Raw genomic sequence first — 22,613 nt, 5'->3', positions numbered from 1 at the left:
CCCTGGTGGACACCCTCTTGCAGATCCCGGCCCTCACCGACGCCGAGGAAGTGACCTGCGACGTCCTCGTCATCGGCGGCGGCACCGCCGGCACCATGGCCGCCCTGACCGCAGCAGAGCACGGTGCGGACGTCCTGCTGCTGGAGAAGGCGCACGTCCGCCACTCCGGCGCGCTCGCCATGGGTATGGACGGCGTCAACAACGCGGTCATCCCGGGCCGCGCCGAACCCGACGACTACGTCGCCGAGATCACCCGCGCCAACGACGGCATCGTCGACCAGTCCACCGTCCGCCAGACCGCCACCCGTGGCTTCGACATGGTGCAGCGGCTGGAGTCCTATGGCGTGAAGTTCGAGAAGGACGAGCACGGCGAGTACGCGGTCCGCCGGGTCCACCGCTCCGGCTCCTACGTGCTGCCGATGCCCGAGGGCAAGGACGTCAAGAAGGTCCTGTACCGGCAGCTGCGCCGACGCGAGATGCGCGAGCGGATCCGGATCGAGAACCGGGTGATGCCAGTACGCGTGCTCACCGCGGAGGGCCGGGCTGTGGGCGCGGTGGGCTTCCACACCCGCACGGGCGCCTTCGTCACCGTACGCGCCGGCGCGGTGGTCCTCGCGACCGGCGCCTGCGGACGGCTCGGCCTGCCCGCCTCCGGCTACCTGTACGGCACGTACGAGAACCCGACCAACGCGGGTGACGGTTATGCGATGGCCTACCACGCGGGCGCCGAACTGACCGGCATCGAGTGCTTCCAGATCAACCCGCTGATCAAGGACTACAACGGCCCGGCCTGCGCGTACGTCGCCAACCCCTTCGGCGGCTACCAGGTCAACCGGCACGGCGAGCGCTTCGTCGACTCCGACTACTGGTCGGGCCAGATGATGGCCGAGTTCGCGGCCGAGGTGGCGAGCGACCGGGGTCCGGTCTACCTGAAGCTGAGCCATCTGCCGGAGGAGTCGATCTCGGCCCTGGAGTCGATCCTGCACTCGACGGAACGCCCGACGCGCGGCACCTTCCACTCCGGCCGCGGCCACGACTACCGCACCCACGACGTCGAGATGCACATCTCCGAGATCGGCCTGTGCGGCGGCCACTCGGCCTCGGGCGTACGGGTCGACGACCACGCCCGTACGACCGTTCCCCGTCTGTACGCCGCCGGGGACCTGGCCTGTGTCCCGCACAACTACATGATCGGCGCGTTCGTCTTCGGGGACCTGGCGGGCGCGGACGCGTCCCAGTACACGTCCTACGAAGGGGAGCTGCCCCTTGACCAGCTTCAGGAGGCGCACGAGCTGATCTACCGCCCGCTGCGCAACCCCGACGGTCCGCCGCAGCCCCAGGTCGAGTACAAGCTGCGCCGCTTCGTGAACGACTACGTGGCTCCGCCGAAGTCCGGCGCCCGGCTGTCGCTGGCCCTGGAGGCGTTCGAGCGGATGCGCGCCGACATCGCCGCGATGGGCGCCCGCACTCCGCACGAGCTGATGCGCTGCGCGGAGGTGAGCTTCATCCGTGACTGCGCGGAGATGGCCGCCCGGGCCTCCCTGGCCCGCACCGAGTCCCGCTGGGGCCTCTACCACGACCGCCTCGACCATCCGCGTCGTGATGACGCGTCCTGGTTCCACCACCTCGATCTGCGTAAGTCCCCTGCGGGGGCGATGGAGTTCACGGCACGTCCCGTGGCTCCCTATCTCGTCCCGGTCGACGAGTTCAGGCCGGTCGGCGGACCCTCCCGTCATCTCGGCGAGGTCCACCCGGAACAGGTGGCGATCGCGGGGGCCCGGGAAGCGGCGCCGGTGGCGATGCGGCAGCAGCCCACCGCGGCCGGTACGGTCGGCCGCCCCGGTACCGACGCGGACGCGCCGGCCACACCGCGCCTGCTCGCACTGCTCTCCCTCGCGGAGGACGAGCCCACGCTCTCCGCACTGACCCCCTATCTGACCGACCCGGAGCCCACCGTCCGCCGAACGGCCGTCACGGTCCTGACGGAGACGGTGCCGCCGGGCACCGGCCCCGCACTGGCGGCGGCGCTCGCCGACACCGACGCCGGCGTCCGCGCCACCGCAGCCGCCTCACTGCGCGAACTGGTCGAGACGCTCGCCCCCGAACCGGCCCTGCGCGACGGCCTCGCGGCCGCCCTGTCCGAGGCCGACCCCGTCGTCCGTGCCGCCGCACTGGATGCTCTGCACGTCCTGCGCCTCGGCGACACCGGGCTGTTCACGGCCTCACTGTCGGACTCCGACATCGCCGTTCGCATCGCGGCCGTGCGAGCACTCGTGTCGGTCGACGCCGCCGGAGAGCTGGCCCGCGCGGCGACCGCCGACCCCTCCCGCGAGGTCCGCGTCACCATCGCCAAGGCCCTGGCCACCGTCACCGCGGGACAGCCCGACGGCACCACGTCGGCCGGCCCCGGACCCGACGTGGTCCTTTCGGCCCTCGCCGAGCTCATCGACGATCCCGACGCCCTGGTGCGTGCGGCCGCCTACGAAGCACTGGGCACGACCGGGTGCCCGGCACCACTGGCCACCCGCGCGGAGGCAGCCCTGTCGGACCCGGCCTGGCAGGTGCGGGCCGGCGCCACCACCGCCCTGTCCCTGGCGGCTCCCGGCCTCGCCGTACCTGCCCTCGCCAAGTCCCTCGCCGACCCGAACGCCGACGTCCGCAAGGCCGCCGTGACGGCACTGACCCGGCACCGTGCCACCGAGGACGCACGAGTGGCCCTGGCCACGGCGACGACGGACCCGGACGCGGACGTCAGGGCCTATGCGGCCCGGGCACTGTGACGGCACGGGAAAACACACGGGGGATGTGTCCGTGCGCCGGCTGACGACGACGCGGCGGGTGACCTGCGGGGACCGCCTCGGCGTCGTCGACATTCACGTGGTTCATCGTGGGCTTGCGGCGCCCGCGAAGGGGATCTGCGCCGAGGGGGCGGCCTGCTTGCCGAAGGGGTGCTGCCACAGGCCTTGGCCCTGGAGCCTCGGCAGGACGCCCTCGCCGAACCAGTACGCCTCCTCCAGGTGCGGGTAGCCGGAGAAGATGAACTCCTCGATCCCCAGGGCGTGGTACTCCTTGATCCGCTCGGCGACCTCGTCGTGGCTGCCGACCAGGGCGGTGCCTGCGCCGCCGCGCACCAGGCCGATGCCGGCCCACAGGTTGGGGTGGATCTCGAGGCGCTCGCGACTGCCGCCGCCGTGCAGGGCGAGCATGCGCCGCTGGCCCTCGGACTCGCTGCGGGCGAGCCCGGCCTGCACCGATTTCACGGTCTCCGGGTCGAAGCCGTCCAGCAGCCGGTTCGCCTCGGCCCAGGCCTGCTCGGCGGTGTCGCGGGTGATCACGTGCAGCCGGATACCGAAGCGGATGCTCCGGCCCTCCTTCTCGGCCAGCGCCCGGATCCACGCGATCTTCTCGGCGACCTGGGCGGGCGGCTCGCCCCAGGTGAGGTAGACGTCGGCGTGCCGGGCGGCGATCTCACCGGCGATCGGCGAGGAGCCACCGAAGTACACCTGCGGAACCGGGTCGGGCACCCGGGCCAGCCCGGCGCCGTCGACCTGGAGGTGCTCGCCGACCAGGTCGACGGTCCTGCCCTGCCACAACTCCCGTACGACCTCGAGAAACTCACCGGTACGGCGGTACCGGGCGTCCTTGTCGAGGAAGTCGCCGTAGCCACGCTGCTCCTGGCTCTCCCCGCCCGTGACGACATTGAGCAGCAGCCGTCCCCCGGTCTGCCGCTGGAAGGTGGACGCCATCTGCGCGGCGAGTGTCGGCGAGACGAAGCCGGGCCGGAAGGCCACCAGGAACTTCAGGTGCTCGGTGTTCTGGCTGACCATGGCGGTGGTCAGCCATGCGTCCTCGCACCAGGCTCCGGTGGGGGTGAGCGCGCCGGTGAAGCCCAGGTCCTCGGCGGCGCGGGCGATCTGGCTCAGGTAGGCGACCGTCGGGGGCCGGTCGCGCCCGGACTCCGTGGCGGGCGTGCCGTGGCCGCCGCCGACGACGTGGCGGCTGTCGCCGTTGGTGGGCAGGAACCAGTGAAAGGTGAGGGACATGCGGGCTCTCCGATCGGGATCGTCCGTTACAGCAGGCCGTGGCGGGGCGGCTGGGTGCCGTTCAGGACGTAGCGGCCGATGTGCTGGACCTTCCAGCGGGCCGGGTCGTGCAGGGTGTGGGTGCGGGCGTCGCGCCAGTGGCGGTGCAGGCCCAGGGAGTCGAGCGCGGAGCGGGTGCCGGAGACCTCGAAGAGGGCGCTGCCGACTTCCACGGCGGCCTCGGCGGCGGTCACCTTGGCCGCGGCCACCGCGATCGAGGCCGCGGCGGCCGAGTCGTCGGTCAGGTCGGCGCGGGCGGCGTCCACGGACCGCGCCGCGGTGGAGAGCAGCGCGTCGGCGGCCCGTACCCGGATCGCCAGTTCGCCGAAGCGCTGGATCAGCAGCGGGTCCTCGGTGGCGCTCTCGTGTCCTTCGGCGACGCTCTCGAACCAGGGGCGGCTCTTGGTGCGGACAAAGTCCACTGCCTCGGCCAGCGCGCCGTGGGCGATCCCGACGTCGATGGCGGCGTGCAGCAACTGGGCGACGGCGCCGTGGAGCTGGGGCCCCTGGAAGGTGAGGTGGTGCGGCACGACCCGGTCGGCGGGCACGGGCACCGACTCCAGGCGGACGGTTCCGCTGGCGGTGGTGCGCTGCCCCATGCCGTCCCAGTCGTCCAGCACCGTGAGGCCGGGCGCGTCGCTCGGTACGTACGCCACGTGCAGGTTGTCGTCGTCGGCGCGGGCGAGGACGGGGATCCAGTCGGCGAACAGGGCGCCGGTGGAGTAGTGCTTGACGCCGTCGAGGACGTACGACCCCTCGGGGCGCCGCGCGAGCCGCGTCCGGATGTCCTGTACATGGCTGGTACCCGCCTCGGACTGAGCGTTGCCGAACCGCTTCCCGCGCAGCACCTCGCCGAAGAAGAACTCCTGTTGCTCCTGAGTCCCCTGCCGGCGCAGCACGCCCACGTACACGAAGTGGCTCTGCGGGATCTGGGCGAGGCTCGCGTCGGCCGAGGCCAGCAGCCGGAACACCTCGGCGAGTGTCTCCGTACGGACGTCCGCGCCGCCGAACTCCGCGGGCACCGTCACGGCGAGCAGCCCGGAGGCGGACAACCGCTCCAGCTCCGCGTACGGCAGTCGGCGGACCGCGTCCCGCTCCGCGGCTCCCTTGCGGAAGTCCGCGGCCAGCTCGGCGGCGGCGGCGAGAGCCTCGCCGTCGCCGCCGATCACGGCCGGGGCGCTCATCCGGTGGCCGCCAGCAGCGTCGTCCGGCCGTCCAGTGCGAGCGAGAACTGGTCCGTGACCTGGGCCAGCGCCTCGGCCGAGGCGGGCGCGACGATCAGCGAGCCGTCGTCGCCGACCGTGATGTCCTTGTCGAGCGTGAACCAGCCCGGCGTGATGTGCGCGGGTCCCATGGAGGCCAGGACCGGACGCAGGGCGTAGTCGATGGCCAGGACGTGGGCGGTGGAACCGCCCGTGGCCAGGGGCAGCACGGTCTTGCCCGCCAGGGCGTACTGCGGGAGGAGGTCGAGCAGCGACTTCAGTAGCCCGGAGTAGGCGGCCTTGTAGACGGGGGTGCCGATGACGATGCCGTCCGCGCGCTCGACCAGGGCGGTGGCCTCGAGGATCGCGGGGTGCCCGAAGTCGGCGTGCAGCAGGGCCTCGGCCGGCAGCGTGCGGACGTCGAACGGGATCACCTCGTGGCCCTGGGCCGCGAGCCGGTCGTCCAGATGGCGCAGCAGCCGGGCGGTGCGGGAGGTGGCGGAGGGACTGCCGGAGACGGAGAGGATGGTGGCCATGCGAGGACCTTTCAGGAGTACCAGGTGGGCTGCGGCAGTTCGCCGGTGAGGACATGGCGGCCGACCTCGCGGCGCTTGTAGGCGACCGGGTCGTGGAGCGTGTGGGTGCGGATGTTGCGCCAGAAGCGGTCGAGGCCCTCCGCGGAGGCGGTGGCACGCGCACCGGTCACCTCGAAGATGCGGTTGGTGATGTCCAGGGCCACTTCGGTGGCGCGGGCCTTCACCGCGGCCACCCGCACCTCGAACTCGCCCCGGGCCTGTTCGGTGACCGCGTCCGGGTCGTCGTGCAGCTTCTGCCCATCGGCGGCCACGGCGTCGGCCAGGGCCTCGACGGCCCACAGCTGGGCGGTGAGGTCGCCGTAGATGTCGACGACGTACGGCTCGTCGACGGCGTGCTCATGGCCGCCGTGCAGCCAGGGCCGTGACTTGGTCCGGGTGTAGGTGGCGGCGGTCTCCAGCGCTCCGGCGGCGATGCCGAGGTAGAAGTTGACGAAGACGAGCTGGATGGTCGGCACGTTGAGGGTGTTGTAGACGCGCGGCCGGAACCGCTTGTCCACGTAGCCCGCCGCGGCCGACCAGGGGACGCGTACAGCGTCGAGGGTGACGCCGCCGCTCTCGGTGAGGCGCTGGCCGATGTTGTCCCAGTCGTCGTGGAAGGTCAGGCCCTCACTGTCGGACGGGACGATGGCGAAGACGTGGTCGTCGGTGCCGTCCAGGACGCCTTCCAACACGGTGACGTCGGAGACCTTGCTGCCGGTGGAGAAGGACTTGCGGCCGGTGAAGGTGAGCGTGTCGCCCTCGTCCTTCACCACCACATCCTCGTCGCGCGGGTTGACCGCGCCGCCGAAGAACCACTGGTTGCGGGCGGCCTCGGCCTCGACGTGCTCCCACTGTTCGCGGGTGCCGACCAGCCGGGCGGCCCAGTTCCACAGGTAGTGGTAGCCGAGCAGCTGGCCGATGGAGCCGTCCGCCTTGGCGACCTCGCGGACGACGCGGTAGGCGGTGGGCCAGTCCTGGCCCGCGCCGCCGTGCTCGACGGGGCCGAGGAGGGTGACCAGGCCGGACTCCTTCAGCAGCCGGACCTCCGCGTACGGGGTGGCGGCGGCCTTGTCCCGGGCGGCGGCGTCGGAGGCGAGGACGGCTGCCACCTCGGCGGCGCGGGCGATCCAGCCGGCGGCGTCGGTGGGGTCGGGGGCGGTCTTCCAGTCGGCCGGTGCGGCGGTGCTCATGGTGGGACCCTTTCTGTCGCGGGTTGGGGGGAGGGTTCTGTCGCGGGTTGGGGGGAGGGTTCGGGGCGTGCGGTCAGGCGCGGGCGGTGACGGGCTCCGACTCGAACTGCCGGGCCTCCAGTTCGCGTACGAGGGGCAGCACCCGCTTGCCGAAGTACTCGACCTCCTCGTGGTAGTGCAGGAAGCCGAGGAGGAAGAGGTCGACGCCGAGCCGCTTGTAGGCGACGATCCGCTCGGCGATCTGCTCGGGCGTGCCGATCAGGCCCGTACGGAAGCCGTCGTTGTACTGGACGAGGTCTTCGAAGCTGGAGTCCTGCCACATGCCCTTGCCGTCGGCGGTGGACTGCCCGGCCTGCTGGACGGCGTCGCGGAAGCCGTGGACGGCCGGTGTGTCGGCCTTGGCGACGATCTCGCGGAGCGTGTCGCGGGCCTCTGCCTCGGTGTCGCGGGCGATGAGGAAGCCGTTGAGCCCGAACTTCGGTGCTGTGCGTCCGGCTTGGGCTGCGGCGGCGCGGACGTCTTCGATCTGCTCGGTGACGCCGTCGAAGTCCTTGCCGTTGCTGAAGTACCAGTCGGAGACGCGGCCCGCCATGGTTCGGGCGGCGGTGGAGTTGCCGCCCTGGAAGATCTCCGGGTGCGGACGCTCGGGGGTGTTCAGCGGCTTGGGCTTGAGGGAGAAGTCGCGCAACCGGTAGAAGTCACCGGCGAGTTCGGTGTGATCCTCGGTCCAGATCTGGCGCAGGGCGGTGATGAACTCCTCCGCGCGGCGGTAGCGCTCGTCGTGCTCCAGCCAGGGCTCGCCGAGGGCCGTGAACTCGCCCTTGAACCAGCCGCTGACGACGTTGACGGCGAAGCGGCCGTTCGACAGGTGGTCGGCGGTGGCGCCGAGCTTGGCGAGGACGCCCGGGTGCCACAGGCCGGGGTGGACGGCGGCGATGACCTTCAGCCGCTCGGTGGCGAGCAGCAGGGCGAGGCTGAAGCTGGTCGACTCGTGCTGGTACTCGGCGCCGTAGCTGGCCATGTAGCGGACCTGGCTGAGGGCGTAGTCGAAGCCGTTGTTCTCGGCCAGGACGGCCAGTTCGCGGTTGTAGTCGTAGCTCCAGCCGGTGCGCTGCTCGATGGTGCTGGTGACCAGGCCGCCGCTGACGTTGGGCACCCAGTAGGCGAAGCGGACGGGGTCGGCTCCGGGCGGTACGGGCATGGGGAACTCCTGGCGGGAATGCGCATGCGAAAAGGCGCGTGCGGTGACAGGGAAACGTGTTCAGTGATCGGGATTCAGGCGTGCGGCAACGACGTTCCCGGGACGGCAGAAATCACCACGGAAAAGGCCGGCAGTGGAATCCAGGAAGGGAGTATCGGCGCAGGTTCGAGGGTTTCCCTCGGGTGCGCTCAGACCCGACAGCGACAGCAGGAGCTGGAGACACGCGCGAGGTCGACGTGGCGTCGCCGCGTGAGGTCCTGTCGCTTCATGCCTTCGATCAAAGCAGTGGGGGTCCGGCCGGTCAAGAATGCCCGGATGTCATTTCACATGCTGAGAGTCGGTATTCACGAGGTTGTGACAGGGATTCCCTTGAACGCGGCGCGCGGTGAACGGCAGTCTCCTTGCCATGCGTATCGAACAGCTCGAATACATCGCTGCCGTCACGCGGTTGGGGTCGCTGCGGCGCGCCGCAGAAGAACTGCACCTGTCCCAGCCCGCGCTCAGCGAGACCGTACGCAACCTGGAGCGCGAACTCGGCGTGGACCTGCTGGAGCGGAAGCGTTCCGGGGCGAAGATCAGCGACGAGGGCCGGGAACTGCTGCCGCACATCATGACCGTGCTGGATGCGGTCGACCGGCTGCGTGGCGCGGCCGGCGACCAGCACCGCATCAGCCGAATGGTCCGCCTCGGCACGGTCAACACGGCCACCGTCCCGCTGGTCATACCCACGGTGCGGGAGTTCCGGACCTCGCACCCGGCCACCCAGGTCGAGTTGGTCGGCGCACAGCAGTCCGAGATCCATCGCGGGCTGCTGGAGGGCGCGTTCGACCTGGGGCTGGTGAACTACCTCGGAGGCGACGACATGCCACCCGGCTTCGAGACCACCGAACTACTCCGGGGCCGGCCGGTGGTGTGCGTGCGCCCGGACAGTCCGCTCGCGGCCCTGGATGCGGTGGACGTGGACAGCCTCCTGACCGAGCCGCTGGTCGTGATGCGGTCCGGCTATGTCATGCACCGCTTTGTCCACCGTCTGCTGGGCGGCCGTACGCCGTCCTTCTCGTACTCCACCGACGGCGCCGAGATGGGCAAGCTGATGGTCGCCGAGGGACTGGGAGCCACGGTGCTGCCCGACTTCAGTGTCATCGGCGATCCCCTGGAACGGCGGGGCACGATCACCGTACGGCCGCTCTCCGGGGACGCGGCCGAGGTGCTGCTGATCCTGCAGCGCCGGCACTCCGGTTCCGTCCCGCGAGCCGTCCGCGATCTGCACGAACTGTTCGTGCGCAACGCCCGTGCACACCACGCCCCTTCCTGAATCAGACGTCGCGCCGTCCCCGTCGGCTCAGCAGGTGCTGCTCGGAACGGCTGGCCTCAGTCGAACGCAGCTCCCGCGAGTTCGCCGGCGTTCCGCCAGAACGACGCGGTCGCCCGCGCGCTCCTGCGTGCCCTGAGCGCCACCGAGGCTGACACGGCTACGTCACTGGTGGACGGCCGGCCTCTCAGAGTGTGAGAACTTCCCTACTTTTCCTATTGAATTACTGGGGAAGCCTTGACTGCGTCCGTCGGGGGTGCGCAGGATGATGAACATGTCCCGTAAGCAGCAACGACTCGTTCGTCGTCGGCATGTCGACTTTGGTCACGTCGTCAGTGCTGCCTGCTGCCGCGCGTAAGGCACGCCACTCGCACCTTCACCGTGCCACTCCGCTCCCCCCTTCACAGGCGATCAGGCGAATTCACCACTGCGCCTGACGGCCCGACAACTTCCGAGGGACAACCGCCATGACCACGGCACTTCCGGCCCAGGCCACCCCACACGATCCGCTCCCCGCCGACACACCCCATCTTCGCCTGGTGGGCGATACCCCTCAGCGAGCCATCCAGGGACACACTTCCGCGCTGCTCGTCGGCTACCTAGTGCTCGTCCCCGAGGGCACCGATCCCACCGAGCTCTTCGCCAAGGACAGGCCACGGCCCGACATCCGACCGGTCGCCGCCGCAGGCTCGGCCCCTGTCCGGCCGACGGCGGACGACGTCATCCACATCGATCCGGCGCGACATGTCGCCGAGGTCGACGGACGTGAACTCGGCCTCACCTACCTGGAGTTCGAGCTGCTGGCGCACCTCGTTCAGCATCCCCACCACGTGCAGCCCCGTGATCGGCTGGTGGCCGCCGTCTGGGGCTACGACCACATCGGCGACGGCCGCACCGTGGATGTCCACATCGCCCGCCTGCGCCGCAAGCTGGGCGAAGCTCACCGGCACCGCATCGTCACCGTTCGGCGCGTGGGCTACAAGTACGTGCCCGACCAGCAGGCGAGCGCCAACGCCGCGCCCTACGGCCGACCTTGAGGAGACCACTTCCATGGGCCTTGCCTCCGCACCGTCCCACCCCGCCTCGCCGTCCGACCGAACCGGGCCCGGCCATGCGCACTGGCTGCGCGTGGCCCGCGAGACGGCGGACGACCTGGCCACGGACGCGGCGGCCAGGGAGCAGGCGGGCAAGGCCCCGATCGACGAGGTGTCCCGGCTGCGCGAGGCGGGACTGCTGACGCTCCTGACGCCGACCGAGCCCCACGGAGGCGGCCCGGACTGGCCCACGGCCTACGCCGTCGTCCGGGAGATCGCCGCGGCCGACGGCGCGATCGGTCAACTGCTCGGCTGTCACTACTTCCTGTCGTGGAGCGCCCGGTTCTTCGCCGGGCCCGCTCTCGCCGCGCAGACAGAGGAGCGGTCCGCGGCTGAACAGTGGTGCTGGGGCGGCGGTTTCGCGCGTCAGGAGCCGCCTCTGATGCTGGCCAGGACCTCCAAGGGACTGGTGCTCGACGGTCGGCAGAGCTACACCACCGGGGTCCTGGTCGCCGATCGTCTCGCCGTGCGCGCCGTGCGGGAGGACACGGGTGAACCGCTCGCCGTCGTGGTGGATCCCGCCCGTCGCGGTGTGGTGATCGACGGTGATGCCGACACCTTCGGCCAGCGGCTCGCGGCCGGCGGCAGCGTGGAGTTCGACGACGTACCGGTGGGTGCCGACGACGTGCTCGGCTCCCTGTCCGCGGACGAGGACCTGCTGTCGCCCCGGGCCGCCCTGGCAGCCCCGGTCGGGCGACTCTTCTCCGCCCAGCTCCTTCTCGGCATGGCCGAGGGAGTGCTCGCCGAAGCCCGTGAGTACAGCAGGACGGGCCACGTACCCTGGCACCCCGCCTGGCCGGCCGGCACCCCGCACGACCCGCAGGTGCAGGCCGCCTACGGAGAACTCACCGTCCTCACCCGCTCAGCGTCGGCGCTCACCGATCAAGCACTGGAAGCCGTGCGAGGCGGCCTTGAGCGCGGCGAAGACCTCACCTACGACGAGTACGCGGACATCTCCGCCCTCGTGGCCATGGCCGAAACCGCCGCGGCCAGGGCAGCGCAGGAGTCCACCACCCGCGCCCTCGACATCATCGGCGCCCGCCCCACCTCCGCACGGCTGGGCTTCGACCGGTTCTGGCGCAATGCCCGAACCCACACCCTGTACGAGCCCGTCGCCCACCGGCTCCGCGATGTCGGGGAGTACTTCCTCAACGGCGCTCACCCTCCGTTCGTACTGCCCGCCTGATCGGGATGCGGGGACGTTCGGGAAGACCCATTCCGGGGATCGATTCCGCAGTCCGCCCATACCTGAGCCGATCGACCTGCTGCCAGGATCCCTCGCTACCGGGGTGCTCAGCAGCCCTGTGGGTCGGCAGCGGGACCACGGTGGCGATACTGGCCGACATTCGAATCGGAGGCCTGCCGTGACTTGGCCAACGGGGCTGGCCGGGCCGGCGGTCGGCCTGCTCGTAGCTGTGGTGACCGCGCCGGTGGGGATTCGGGTGCCGTCTTCCTGCTGCCCGTGCAGTTGAGTGTCCTCGGGGTGCCCAGTCCGGCGGTCACGCCCACCAATCTGCTGTTCAACGTGGTGGCCGGGCCCGGCGCCCTGCTGCGCCACCACCGCGAGGGCCTGCTGTACGGTCAGCTGACGCGCCGCCTCTTGACCGGCACTCTGCCCGGGGTGTTCATCGGCGCCGTGATACGGGTCTTCGCCGTCCCGGGAGCCACCGTCTTCCGCCTTCTGGTCGCCGCTCTGCTGATGCCACTGGGCCTGTGGCTCATCGGGCGCACCCTCGGTCCCGCCCGGCCGGCCCCCGCTGCGGAACCCTCGCCCCGGACCATCACCGGGCTCGCCCTCGTCGTCGGGGTCTACGGGATCGGCGGCGGATCCATCCTCGGCCCCGTACTGGTCGGCCGGGGCATGCCCGTCGCCCGCGTGGCACCGGCCGCCCTCGCCTCCACGTTCGCCACCTCCGTGACCGGGGCCGCGGCCTTTGCACTGCTGTCCCTGACGGGCCCCGGTGACATCGCCCCCGACCGGTACCTCGGTCTGGCCTGCGGCCTCGGCGGACTGATCGGCGGCTACCTCGGCGCGCACCTGCAACCTCGGCTGCCCTCAACGGCACTGCGTCTCCTGCTCGGCGCCCTGGCCACCGTCCTCGGTGCCCTCTACGCCGTGCAGTCACTGCGCAGACGGCGGTGGCGGCACAAACGGCAGTCACCACGACCCCGCCTGTCCGAAGAATTGTGAACGCCGCGCTTCATTCGCATGTCGGACCGTTGCAAACATATGACACATACGCAAGCGACATTGACCTGGCTGGATTTCGCTGCAACTCTCGTGGCTGTGAGCAAGTCCGAGACCCTCGCCGCGCGCCTGCACGTCGATCTGCGACGTCAGGCCAGCGCCATCTGTGCCGTCGGTCGCCGCACTCACTGACAGGCACAGCTCCCCTTCGCTCCATTTCACAGTCGGCTTCTACGCAAGCCGCTGCTTTTTTCAACAGACGTCGGCCCTCGTCATAGCCATTTCTGCTGAGATCTCTTCTCCGCCGTTCGACGTCTGCCCTTCCTTTCCCCGTTTCCCGAACAGGAACCTGCCATGGCCACGACGGCATCGACCCGACGTCACTTCCTCACCCTGCTCGGTCTTTCGGCGGTGTCGGTGAGCTGCGGCACGACCGCGTCCGGGACACCGGCCGCCAAGGACCAGAACAAGACGCTGAAATACCAGGGCTGGGCCGGTCAGGTCACGCCGCCCGAACTGGCCGAGGATCTCGGCTATCTGGAGGACGTGAAGCTGAAGTGGGTCGGCAACACGATCAGCGGACCGCAGGACATCCAGTCCGCGGCCACCGGGCAGGTCGACTTCGGCGGCGCTTTCAACGGCGCGGTCGTCAAACTGGCCGCCAACAACGCACCCATCAAGGCCGTCATCAGTTACTACGGCGCCGACAAGTACGCCTACAACGGCTTCTACGTCCTCAAGGACGGCCCGATCCGCTCGGCCCGGGACCTGATCGGCAAGAAGGTCGGGATGAACACCCTGGGAGCCCACTCCGAGGCCATGCTCGACATCTACCTTCAGCGAGGCGGTCTGTCCCGGGCGGACGTCGGCAAGGTCGAGCCGCTCGTGGTGCCCCCGGTCAACACCGAGCAGTCCCTGCGACAGAGGCAGATCGACGTGGCCGTACTCGGCGGCATCCTGCGCGACAAGGCCCTGGAGACCGGCGGCGTCCGCCCACTGTTCACGGACTACCAGTTGCTCGGCGCGTTCAGCGCCGGCAGCTACGTGATGACGGACCGCTTCCTGAAGCAGAACCCCGACACCGCCCGGACCTTCGTGACCGCCGTGGGGCGGGCCATCGAGTGGTCCCGCTCCACTCCGCACGACGAGGTCGTCGACCGGATGACGGAGGTCGTGAAGAAGCGCGGCCGCAACGAGGACACCGCACCGCTGAAGTTCTGGCGGTCCTACGGCGTCGCGGAAACAGCGGGCCGGATCACCGGCAAGGAACTCCAGTTGTGGATCGACTGGCTGGCCGAGCGGGGCGACATCAAGAAGGGCCAGGTCACGCTGTCGGACCTCTACACCAACGAGTTCAACGCCTACAAGAAGTCCTCCGCCGCGAAGAGCGGGAGCTGATCCCATGCCGGAAGACACCACGCAGTCCACGACGCCCAAGATCGTGTTCGAGGACGTACGGAAGGACTTCACCGTCAAAGACCGTACGAGGGCCGGGCAGGCCACCCGTTTCACCGCCCTCGACGGTATCGACCTGGAGATAGCGGACGGCGAGTTCGTCGTCCTGGTCGGTCCCAGCGGCTGCGGAAAGTCGACACTGCTGGAGCTGCTCGGCGGCCTCACCCAGCCCACTGGCGGACGGATCCTGGTGAACGGCGAACCCGTCACCGGGCCGGGCCTGGACCGGGGCATCGTCTTCCAGCAGTACGCGCTGCTGCCGTGGCGCACGGCGCAGGGCAACGTCGAGTTCGGCCTGGAGGCCACCGGCGTCCCGCGGCACCAACGAGCCGCACACGCCCGGGAGTTCCTGGACCTGGTCGGCCTGACCGGGTTCGAGGAGCGGCATCCGCACGAGCTGTCGGGCGGGATGCGGCAGCGGGTGGCGATCGCCCGCAGCCTCGCCTACGACCCCGACGTCCTGCTGATGGACGAGCCGTTCGCCGCGCTGGACGCCCAGACCCGGGAGTCGCTCCAGGACGAACTGCTGCGCATCTGGCAGCGCACCGGCAAGACCGTCGTCTTCATCACCCACGGCATCGACGAGGCCGTCTACCTGGGGCAGCGCGTCGCCGTCATGACGTCGAGGCCCGGCCGGATCAAGCAGATCGTGCCGGTCGCGCTCGGCTCCCGTACGGCGACGGACGACCTCCGCTCCAGTGCCGAGTTCGCACGGCACCGCCACGAGATCTGGTCGCTGCTGCACGACGAGGTGGCCAAGGCCCAGCAGTTGGAGAAGGAGGAGGTCTCCGTATGAGCTCCACGACCGGCACGACCGCAGAGAAGGCCGACGCGACCCACGCGACCGACGCGGCGAACACGACAGAAGAAGTCCAGGCGCCTTCCCTCACCAAGCCCGCCGAGTCGGCCACGTCCCCTGAGGCCGGCACATCCACCGCGCTCACGCCCGGCGCCTCGTCACCCCCGGACGCGCGCCGGGCTCCCTCCCTCACGGCCCGTGTCCGCCGGACGGCGCTGCGGACGGTCCGCCGACTGCCGTACCTGGTGCTGAAGGGGGCGATCAAGTCCGTGGCCATCGTGGCCCTGCTCCTGCTGTGGGAGATCGCGCCACGAGCCGGCCTGGTGGACCGGACCTTCCTGCCGCCGTTCAGCGAGGTCGCCGACGCCTGGTGGGGGCTCGCCACAGACGGTCAGCTCGCCGACAACGCGCGTGCCAGTCTGGCGCGTTCGTTCAGCGGATTCGGTATCGCCGTGGCCGTCGCCGTACCGCTCGGGCTGCTGATCGGCTGGTACCGGCCGGTCGCCGACCTCCTCGGACCGCTGCTGGAGGTGTTCCGCAACACCGCGGCGCTGGCCCTGCTGCCGGTGTTCGTCCTGCTGTTGGGCATCGGCGAGACATCGAAGATCTCCATCGTGGTGTACGCGTGCACCTGGCCGATCCTGCTCAACACCATCAGCGCGGTCCGCAACGTCGACCCGACCCTGCTGAAGCTGGCGAAGTCGATGGACCTGTCCGCGCCTCGGCTGTTCCAGAAGGTCATCCTGCCGGCCTCGGTGCCGGTGATGTTCACCGGCATCCGGCTGGCCGGAGCGGCGTCGATCCTGGTGCTGGTCGCCGCCGAGATGATCGGCGCCAAGGCGGGCCTCGGCTATCTGATCAACGCCTCGCAGTACAACTTCGCGATCGCGCAGATGTACGCGGGCATCATCACGATCTCCGCCATCGGCGTGGTCTTCAACCAGTTCCTGGTGACCGTCGAGCGGCGGCTCAGCTCCTGGCGCGTACCCGCGGGTGGCTGAGCCGCCCGTCACCGCCCCTCCCGTCACACCCTCCCCTCCTCCCCCTGTCGCCCGCTCCTCTCGCTGCCCCTGATTCGAGGAACCCATGACCGCGCCCAGACCCCGTCAGCTGCATCTCAACGCCTTTCTGATGAACGCGGGCCACCACGACGCCGCCTGGCGGCACCCACGCACCCAGCCCGAACGCGTCACCGACCTGCGCTACTTCCAGCACCTCGCGCGCACCGCCGAGCGCGGTCTGCTCGACTCGGTGTTCCTCGCCGACGGCCTCGCCCTGTGGGGAAAGGTCCGCTACAACGCCCTCGGCGGCTTCGAACCACTCACCTTGCTGTCCGCCCTGGCGGCGGTCACCGAGCACGTCGGTCTGATCGCCACCGTCTCCACCACCTTCAACGAGCCCTTCCACACCGCACGCAAGTTCGCCTCCCTGGACCACATCAGCGGCGGCCGGGCGGGCTGGAACATCGTCACCTCCGGCACCGTGAACGAGGCCCGCAACTTCGGGCAGGACGAACACCTGGAGCACGCGCTGCGCTACGAGCGAGCGCGGGAGTTCGTCGAGGTCGCCACCAAGCTCTGGGACAGCTGGCAGGACGACGCGATCCTCCTCGACCGAGAGCGCGGCGTCTACGCCGACACCGACAAGGTGCGGGAGATCAACCACCTCGGAGAGTACTTCGGGGTGCAGGGCCCGCTGAACGTACCGCGCAGCCCGCAGGGCTACCCGCTGCTGGTGCAGGCCGGCTCGTCGGAGGACGGCAAGGAGTTCGCCGCCCAGTACGCCGAGGCCGTCTTCACCGCCCAGCAGACCCTCGCCGACGGCCAGGCCTTCTACAAGGACCTCAAGTCCCGGTTCGCCCGCTACGGCCGCACGGGGGACCAGCTGCTGGTGCTTCCCGGCATCGCGCCCGTCATCGGCTCGACGGAGGCGGAAGCTCGCTCCCTGGAGCGGGAGTTGACGGAACTACAGGTCCCGGAGTATGGGCTCGCCCAGCTGTCCGGGATGCTCGGCACCGATCTGACCGGGCTGCCGCTGGACGGGCCGCTGCCCGAGCTGCCGGAGGAGCGGGACATCAACGGCAACAAGAGCCGCTTCACGCTCGTCGCCGAACTCGCCCGCCGCGACGGCCTCACCCTGCGGGAGCTCATCGCCCGCCTCGGCGCCGGACGCGGCCACCGCGTCTTCGCCGGCACTCCCGAGCAGATAGCCGACGAGATCGAGGAGTGGTTCACCGAGGGCGCCGCCGACGGCTTCAACATCATGCCGCCCCACCTGCCGGGCGGCCTGGAGGACTTCGTCGACCACGTCGTACCGATCCTGCAGCAGCGCGGGCTGTTCCGTACGGAGTACACCGGCCGCACCCTGCGCGAGAACTACGGCCTGGCCCGTCCCGCCAACCGGTTGACCGCGACAGCCGCAGGAGAAGGAGTGGCCGTATGACCGGTCTCGACCTCACCACGGACGTCCTGGTGGTCGGTGGCGGCCCCGCCGCCACCTGGGCCGCGCTCAAGGCGGCCCAGGCCGGGGCGGACGTGGTCCTCGCCGACAAGGGCTACTGCGGCACCAGCGGCGCCACCGCCTCCGCCGGAACGGGCGTCTGGTACGTCCCCCCGGAGCCCGCCGCGCGGGAGGCGGCCATGGCGAGCAGGGAGGGACTCGGCGGATACCTGGCGGACCGGCGCTGGATGGCCCGGGTACTGGACCAGACATACGCCGGGATGAATGAGCTCGCGGCGGCGGGGCGCTACCCCTTCCCGACCGGGCCCGACGGCAAACAGCTCAGGAACGGCCTCCAGGGGCCGGAGTACATGCGCAGGATGCGGATCCGCGTCCAGCGGGCCGGGGCACGCGTCCTCGACCACAGCCCGGTCGCCGAACTGCTCACCGATCCCTCCGGAGCGGTCGCCGGGGCCCGGGGGCACCGGCGGCAGGCCGGGCAGCCGTACCGGGTGCGCGCCGGGGCGGTCGTCCTGGCCACGGGCGGCTGCGCGTTCCTCAGCGGCGCGCTCGGCTGCAACGTCAACACCGGCGACGGCGCGCTGTTCGCCGCCGAGGTGGGCGCGGAGCTGTCGGGGATGGAGTTCTCCAACGCGTACGGCATCGCGCCCGAGGGCACCTCCGTCACCAAGACCGCTTTCTACTCGTTCGCGACCTTCTACCACGAGGACGGTACAGTCCTGGAGGGTGCGGCCAGCCAGGGCGGCCGATCCGTGATCGCTCGGGCGCTGCTCAGCGAGAAGGTGTACTGCCGCCTGGACCGGGCGGACGCGGCGGCCCGGCAGGCGATGCGGCTGGCCCAGCCGAACTTCTTCCTCACCTTCGACCGGCTCGGCATCGACCCCTTCACCCAGCGCTTCGCCGTCACGCTCCTCGCCGAGGGCACCGTGCGCGGCACCGGCGGCATCCGCATCACCGGCGACGACTGCTCCACCACCGTCCCCGGGCTGTACGCGGCCGGCGACGCGGCGACCCGTGAGCTGATCTGCGGTGGTTTCACCGGCGGCGGCAGCCACAACGCCGCCTGGGCCATCTCCTCCGGCATCTGGGCGGGCCGGGGCGCGGCCCGCCACGCCCGCTCGCTCGGCGCACGCGCCGCCACGAGGCGCCTGGTGGCCGTGGGTGGGGCCGGGCTGCGGCCCACCGGGGCAGCGGGTCCGGCCGATGGCTTCCGCGAGGTCGTCGCCGCGGTCCAGGCGGAGGTGCTGCCGTACGAGAAGAACTACCTGCGCCACGGCGATCGGCTCACCGCCTCGCTGGAGGTCCTCGACAGCGTCTGGGAGCAGTCGCGGGCCTCCCTGCACGCCGTGGGCGGGGACACCGTACGGGCGAGGCAGGCGGCGGCGATGGCGGCACACGCCCGCTGGATGTACGCGGCCGCACTGACCCGTACCGAGACCCGCGGTATGGCCAAGCGGCTCGATTTCCCCGCGCAGGACCCCGGCCAGCACCACCGCATCACGACGGGCGGTCTGGACCGGGTGTGGACCCGCGTCGAGCCCCTGTCGAACGCGTCGGCCACGTCAGCCGCACCCCTGGAGGTGGCTTCGTGATCGAGCTGGTCTCGGCGGAACGCTGCATCGCCTGCGACAAGTGCGTCAAGGTCTGCCCGACCGATGTCTTCGACCGGGGCGAGGACGGCATCCCGGTGCTCGCCCGCCGCGACGACTGCCAAACCTGCTTCCAGTGCGAGGCGAACTGCCCGGCCGACGCCCTGTTCGTCGCACCCCTGACCCAGCCGCTGCCCGACGACTCCACCGCCCGGGACGAGGACCACCTGGCCCGTGCCGGCCTGCTCGGCAGCTACCGCCGGCACATCGGCTGGGGGCGGGGCCGCACACCCGGCGCGCTGCGGGCCGTCGGCCCTTCCCTCAGCCCGCCAGGGGCCCAGGGAACCTCACCGCCCATCACTTCGTGACCACCCGACCGATCACCTCCCGGCTGATCACCCCTCGAAAGGACACCCGCGCATGACCACCAGCACCGACTTCGAGATCCGCAGGATCGGCGGCCGTATCGGCGCCGAAATCCTCGGCGTGGATCTTTCCACCGACCTCGACCCCGCCGTCGTCACCGAGATCAACTCCGCGCTCCTGGAACACAAGGCGCTCGTCTTCCGCGACCAGGACCTGGACGACGCGGGCCAGCTCCGCTTCGCCTCCCTCTTCGGTGAGCTGACCACCGCGCACCCGACGGTCCCCTCCGTCGACGGCCAGCCGAACATCCTGCCGGTCGACGGCGACGAGGGGATCCGCGCCAACCAATGGCACACAGACGTCACCTTCGTCCGCACGCCCCCGAAGGCGTCCACGCTACGCAGCATCGTGGTCCCGCCCTACGGCGGCAACACCCTCATCGCCGACTCGGCCGCCGCGTACCGGGACCTGCCCGAGCCGCTGCGCGAGCTGGCGGACAAGCTGTGGGCGGTGCACACCAACGACTACGACTACGCCGCCCCGAAGAGCGAGAAGGCGGCCGAGCACCGCAGGCGGTTCGTCTCCCGAAAGTACCGCACCGCCCACCCAGTCGTCCGCGTCCACCCCGAGACCGGGGAGCGCGGGCTGTTCGTCGGCGGCTTCGCCCAGAGCATCCTGGGCCTCGGCCCGTCCGACTCCCGCGACCTGCTGCGCATCTTCCAGTCGTACGTCACGCGTCCCGAGAACATCGTGCGCGTGGCCTGGACGCCCGGGGACCTCCTCCTGTTCGACAACCGCATCACCCAGCACTACGCCCCCGACGACTACGGCGACCTGCCGCGCCTGCTGCACCGGGTGACCGTCGCGGGCGACGTCCCGGCCGGTGTCGACGGCACTCTCAGCCACGTCATCGAGGGCGACGACGCCACCCACTACACCCCGGCCGCAGCCTGAGCACCGCACCCGCCACGCACGGCCGCCGGGCAGGGGTATCCGCTCCCGCCCGGCGGCCTGCCAGCAGCGGATACCGACCGAAGCCTTAGTGGATAATGGACGCATGCGGATCTCAGCCAGAGCGGACTACGCGGTACGTGCCGCACTGCAGCTCGCCGCGTCACGCGATGACGGGCCACTGAAGGCCGAGGCCATCGCCGACGCCCAGGACATCCCGCACAAGTTCCTCGAAAGCATCCTGAACGACATGCGCCGGGGCGGTCTCGTGCTCAGCCAGCGCGGCGGCAACGGCGGCTACCGACTGGCCAAGCCCGCCGAGTCGATCAGCATCGCCGACGTCATCCGCGTCGTGGAGGGACCTCTGGTCTCGGTACGCGGGGTCCGCCCGCCCGAGCTGTCCTACACCGGCCCCGCCGAGTCACTGCTCCCCCTGTGGATCGCGTTGCGGTCCAACGTGCGCGAGATCCTCGAGGGCGTGTCGCTCGCCGACGTCGCATCGGACCAACTGCCCGCCGACGTAGCCGCACTGACCGACGCCCCGAAAGCCTGGGTAAACCCCTGACAGGCCGGGCCGTCGACCGACGGTCCCAAAAAGCGAGATAGTCGCGTCCATCATATGAACACCCCCTTGGGGTGAACGCCGCCTTCTGCCACGATCCCTATCAGTCAGGTAGGAAACCTAGGGATCCGTGGGGGGGTGGCCATGCGAACGCGCAGTCGCGCAGACCTCTCGCTCCCCCTGCTGACCTCGCGCCGCCACATCGACCTCGGCCTCACGTCCAGCGCCATCTGTCGGCCCGCCTGAGGCCATCGACAGAAGATCCTTCGGTCGGCAGCGTCACCCGCGCCCGCCCATCCCCGCACAGCTCCGCTTCCGGACCCGCGACGGCATTCCCGCCGCCGAGGGCCGACGAACGAAGCGCAGGCGCATGCCCATGAGCTTTGCGCCTCGCGCTTTCGGCATCTCCCTGATCAACCCATTTCCCGAGAGGACACCTCCGTGTCTGCCGCAAGACCGCTCACCACCCTGCGCACCATCGCCGTCGTAGCAGCGCTCCCCCTCCTGCTCACCGCCTGCGGCTACGGATCCGACGCCACCGACGACGGCAAGCAGACCGAGGTCGCGGCGGGCGCCAAGAAGCTCTCCGCCGACGAGGTGAAGATCGGCTACTTCCCCAACCTCACGCACGCCACGGCCCTGGTGGGCGTCCAGGAAGGCCTGCTCCAGAAGGAGCTCGGCGGCACAAAGATCAAGGCCTCGACCTTCAACGCCGGCCCCTCCGAGATCGAGGCGCTGAACGCCGGGTCCATCGACATCGGCTGGATCGGCCCCTCCCCCGCCATCAACGGCTACACCAAGTCGGGCGGCAAGAACCTGCGCATCATCAGCGGTTCCGCCTCCGGTGGCGTGAAGCTCGTCGTCAACCCGAAGAAGATCAAGTCCCTGGACGACGTCAAGGGCAAGAAGATCGCCACACCGCAGCTCGGCAACACCCAGGACGTGGCGTTCCTCAACTGGATCGCGGAGAAGGGCTGGAAGGTCGACGCCGAGAGCGGCAAGGGCGATGTCTCCGTCGTCCGCACCGACAACAAGATCACCCCGGACGCCTACAAGTCCGGCTCCATCGACGGCGCCTGGGTGCCGGAGCCGACCGCTTCCAAGCTGGTCGCCGAGGGCGCGAAAGTGATCCTCGACGAGGCCGACCTGTGGCCCGACAAGAAGTTCGTGATCACGAACATCATCGTGTCGCAGAGCTTCCTCAAGGATCACCCGGACGTCGTCGAGGCCGTGCTGCGCGGCTCGGTGAAGACCAACGAGTGGATCAACGCCAACCCGGACAAGGCCAAGGCCGCCGCCAACACAGCACTGAAGGAAGAGTCAGGCAAGGCCCTGCCCGCCGAGGTCATCGACCCGGCCTGGAAGTCCATCACCTTCCTCGACGACCCGCTGGCCTCGACCCTCAACACCGAGGCGGAGCACGCGGTGAAGGCCGGCCTGCTGGAGAAGCCCGACCTGAAGGGCATCTACGACCTCGCACCGCTCAACAAGGTCCTCAAGGCCGAGGGCAAGGACGACGTCGACGACGCCGGTCTCGGCGCCAAGTAGCCGAACAGCCGGCAAGCGACAACCGCCCCGATGAGTACC

20 protein-coding genes and 1 pseudogene are annotated in these 22,613 nt (G+C 70.4%); 15 read left to right on the top strand and 6 right to left on the bottom strand.

Translation table 11 applies throughout. From position 1 onward, the window contains the following. Positions 1 to 5 precede the first annotated feature (5 nt). Positions 6 to 2,780 (top strand): fumarate reductase/succinate dehydrogenase flavoprotein subunit, encoded by a 2,775-nt coding sequence (locus ACF1A5_RS06305; RefSeq protein WP_392191650.1) that lies wholly within the window; start codon positions 6 to 8, stop codon positions 2,778 to 2,780. Between the two features lie 102 nt (positions 2,781 to 2,882). Here the strand turns inward: ACF1A5_RS06305 and ACF1A5_RS06300 are convergent, their stop codons facing one another. The 6 genes from ACF1A5_RS06300 to ACF1A5_RS06275 all read right to left on the bottom strand — a co-directional run bounded on the left by ACF1A5_RS06300 (position 2,883) and on the right by ACF1A5_RS06275 (position 8,519). Further along, the gene (locus ACF1A5_RS06300; RefSeq protein WP_392191649.1) at positions 2,883 to 4,043 is read right to left on the bottom strand and encodes an LLM class flavin-dependent oxidoreductase; all 1,161 of its coding nucleotides are present in this window, start codon (positions 4,041 to 4,043) and stop codon (positions 2,883 to 2,885) included. A 26-nt stretch (positions 4,044 to 4,069) separates the two neighbouring features. Further along, positions 4,070 to 5,266 (bottom strand): SfnB family sulfur acquisition oxidoreductase, encoded by a 1,197-nt coding sequence (locus tag ACF1A5_RS06295; protein ID WP_392191648.1) that lies wholly within the window; start codon positions 5,264 to 5,266, stop codon positions 4,070 to 4,072. Next, positions 5,263 to 5,820, bottom strand: coding sequence for an NADPH-dependent FMN reductase (gene ssuE, locus ACF1A5_RS06290; protein ID WP_392191647.1), 558 nt, complete (start codon positions 5,818 to 5,820; stop codon positions 5,263 to 5,265). The genes ACF1A5_RS06295 and ssuE overlap by 4 nt, the downstream gene beginning before the upstream one ends. Positions 5,821 to 5,831: 11 nt before the next feature. Next, entirely contained in the window at positions 5,832 to 7,049 is a 1,218-nt protein-coding gene (locus ACF1A5_RS06285; RefSeq protein WP_392191646.1) for an acyl-CoA dehydrogenase family protein, read from the bottom strand. A gap of 73 nt (positions 7,050 to 7,122) precedes the next feature. Further along, on the bottom strand, positions 7,123 to 8,250 hold the full coding sequence (gene sfnG / locus ACF1A5_RS06280) for a dimethylsulfone monooxygenase SfnG (RefSeq protein ID WP_392191645.1): 1,128 nt from the start codon (positions 8,248 to 8,250) through the stop codon (positions 7,123 to 7,125). A gap of 188 nt (positions 8,251 to 8,438) precedes the next feature. Continuing rightward, positions 8,439 to 8,519 (bottom strand): putative leader peptide, encoded by an 81-nt coding sequence (locus ACF1A5_RS06275; RefSeq protein ID WP_351078001.1) that lies wholly within the window; start codon positions 8,517 to 8,519, stop codon positions 8,439 to 8,441. Between the two features lie 137 nt (positions 8,520 to 8,656). Between ACF1A5_RS06275 and ACF1A5_RS06270 the strand changes: the two genes are divergently transcribed. The 14 genes and pseudogenes from ACF1A5_RS06270 to ACF1A5_RS06205 all read left to right on the top strand — a co-directional run bounded on the left by ACF1A5_RS06270 (position 8,657) and on the right by ACF1A5_RS06205 (position 22,574). Next, the gene (locus ACF1A5_RS06270; protein WP_392191644.1) at positions 8,657 to 9,565 is read left to right on the top strand and encodes a LysR family transcriptional regulator; all 909 of its coding nucleotides are present in this window, start codon (positions 8,657 to 8,659) and stop codon (positions 9,563 to 9,565) included. A 464-nt stretch (positions 9,566 to 10,029) separates the two neighbouring features. Beyond that, positions 10,030 to 10,599, top strand: a complete 570-nt coding sequence (locus ACF1A5_RS06265; RefSeq protein ID WP_392191643.1) for a winged helix-turn-helix domain-containing protein — start codon at positions 10,030 to 10,032, stop codon at positions 10,597 to 10,599. 13 nt (positions 10,600 to 10,612) lie between these two features. Beyond that, positions 10,613 to 11,842: an acyl-CoA dehydrogenase family protein gene (locus tag ACF1A5_RS06260; protein WP_392191642.1), complete on the top strand. Its 1,230-nt coding sequence runs from the start codon at positions 10,613 to 10,615 to the stop codon at positions 11,840 to 11,842. Positions 11,843 to 12,020: 178 nt separating this feature from the next. Beyond that, positions 12,021 to 12,787: pseudogene (locus tag ACF1A5_RS06255) on the top strand (TSUP family transporter); the annotation flags it as partial. A 78-nt stretch (positions 12,788 to 12,865) separates the two neighbouring features. Further along, the gene (locus ACF1A5_RS06250) at positions 12,866 to 13,036 is read left to right on the top strand and encodes a putative leader peptide (RefSeq protein WP_392191641.1); all 171 of its coding nucleotides are present in this window, start codon (positions 12,866 to 12,868) and stop codon (positions 13,034 to 13,036) included. Between the two features lie 162 nt (positions 13,037 to 13,198). Further along, positions 13,199 to 14,242 (top strand): ABC transporter substrate-binding protein, encoded by a 1,044-nt coding sequence (locus ACF1A5_RS06245; protein ID WP_392191640.1) that lies wholly within the window; start codon positions 13,199 to 13,201, stop codon positions 14,240 to 14,242. Positions 14,243 to 14,246: 4 nt separating this feature from the next. Next, complete coding sequence (locus ACF1A5_RS06240) at positions 14,247 to 15,095, top strand: ABC transporter ATP-binding protein (protein WP_392191639.1); 849 nt, start codon at positions 14,247 to 14,249, stop codon at positions 15,093 to 15,095. After that, positions 15,092 to 16,099 (top strand): ABC transporter permease, encoded by a 1,008-nt coding sequence (locus tag ACF1A5_RS06235; protein WP_392191638.1) that lies wholly within the window; start codon positions 15,092 to 15,094, stop codon positions 16,097 to 16,099. Before ACF1A5_RS06240 ends, ACF1A5_RS06235 begins: the two co-directional genes overlap by 4 nt. A gap of 85 nt (positions 16,100 to 16,184) precedes the next feature. Then, positions 16,185 to 17,540 carry an LLM class flavin-dependent oxidoreductase gene (locus ACF1A5_RS06230; protein WP_392191637.1) on the top strand — a complete coding sequence of 452 codons (1,356 nt, stop codon included), beginning with the start codon at positions 16,185 to 16,187 and terminating at the stop codon, positions 17,538 to 17,540. Next, positions 17,537 to 19,150: an FAD-binding protein gene (locus tag ACF1A5_RS06225; protein ID WP_392191636.1), complete on the top strand. Its 1,614-nt coding sequence runs from the start codon at positions 17,537 to 17,539 to the stop codon at positions 19,148 to 19,150. Before ACF1A5_RS06230 ends, ACF1A5_RS06225 begins: the two co-directional genes overlap by 4 nt. Continuing rightward, positions 19,147 to 19,515: a 4Fe-4S dicluster domain-containing protein gene (locus tag ACF1A5_RS06220; RefSeq protein ID WP_392191635.1), complete on the top strand. Its 369-nt coding sequence runs from the start codon at positions 19,147 to 19,149 to the stop codon at positions 19,513 to 19,515. The genes ACF1A5_RS06225 and ACF1A5_RS06220 overlap by 4 nt, the downstream gene beginning before the upstream one ends. Positions 19,516 to 19,567: 52 nt before the next feature. Next, entirely contained in the window at positions 19,568 to 20,467 is a 900-nt protein-coding gene (locus tag ACF1A5_RS06215) for a TauD/TfdA dioxygenase family protein (RefSeq protein WP_392191634.1), read from the top strand. A 103-nt stretch (positions 20,468 to 20,570) separates the two neighbouring features. After that, complete coding sequence (locus ACF1A5_RS06210) at positions 20,571 to 21,029, top strand: RrF2 family transcriptional regulator (protein ID WP_392191633.1); 459 nt, start codon at positions 20,571 to 20,573, stop codon at positions 21,027 to 21,029. Between the two features lie 438 nt (positions 21,030 to 21,467). Continuing rightward, entirely contained in the window at positions 21,468 to 22,574 is a 1,107-nt protein-coding gene (locus tag ACF1A5_RS06205; protein ID WP_392191632.1) for an aliphatic sulfonate ABC transporter substrate-binding protein, read from the top strand. Positions 22,575 to 22,613: the final 39 nt, after the last annotated feature.

It is taken from the genome of Streptomyces sp. NPDC014864, from assembly GCF_043081525.1.
Classification (GTDB): Bacteria; Actinomycetota; Actinomycetes; order Streptomycetales; family Streptomycetaceae; genus Streptomyces.
This window is presented reverse-complemented; position numbering and strand designations above follow the sequence as displayed.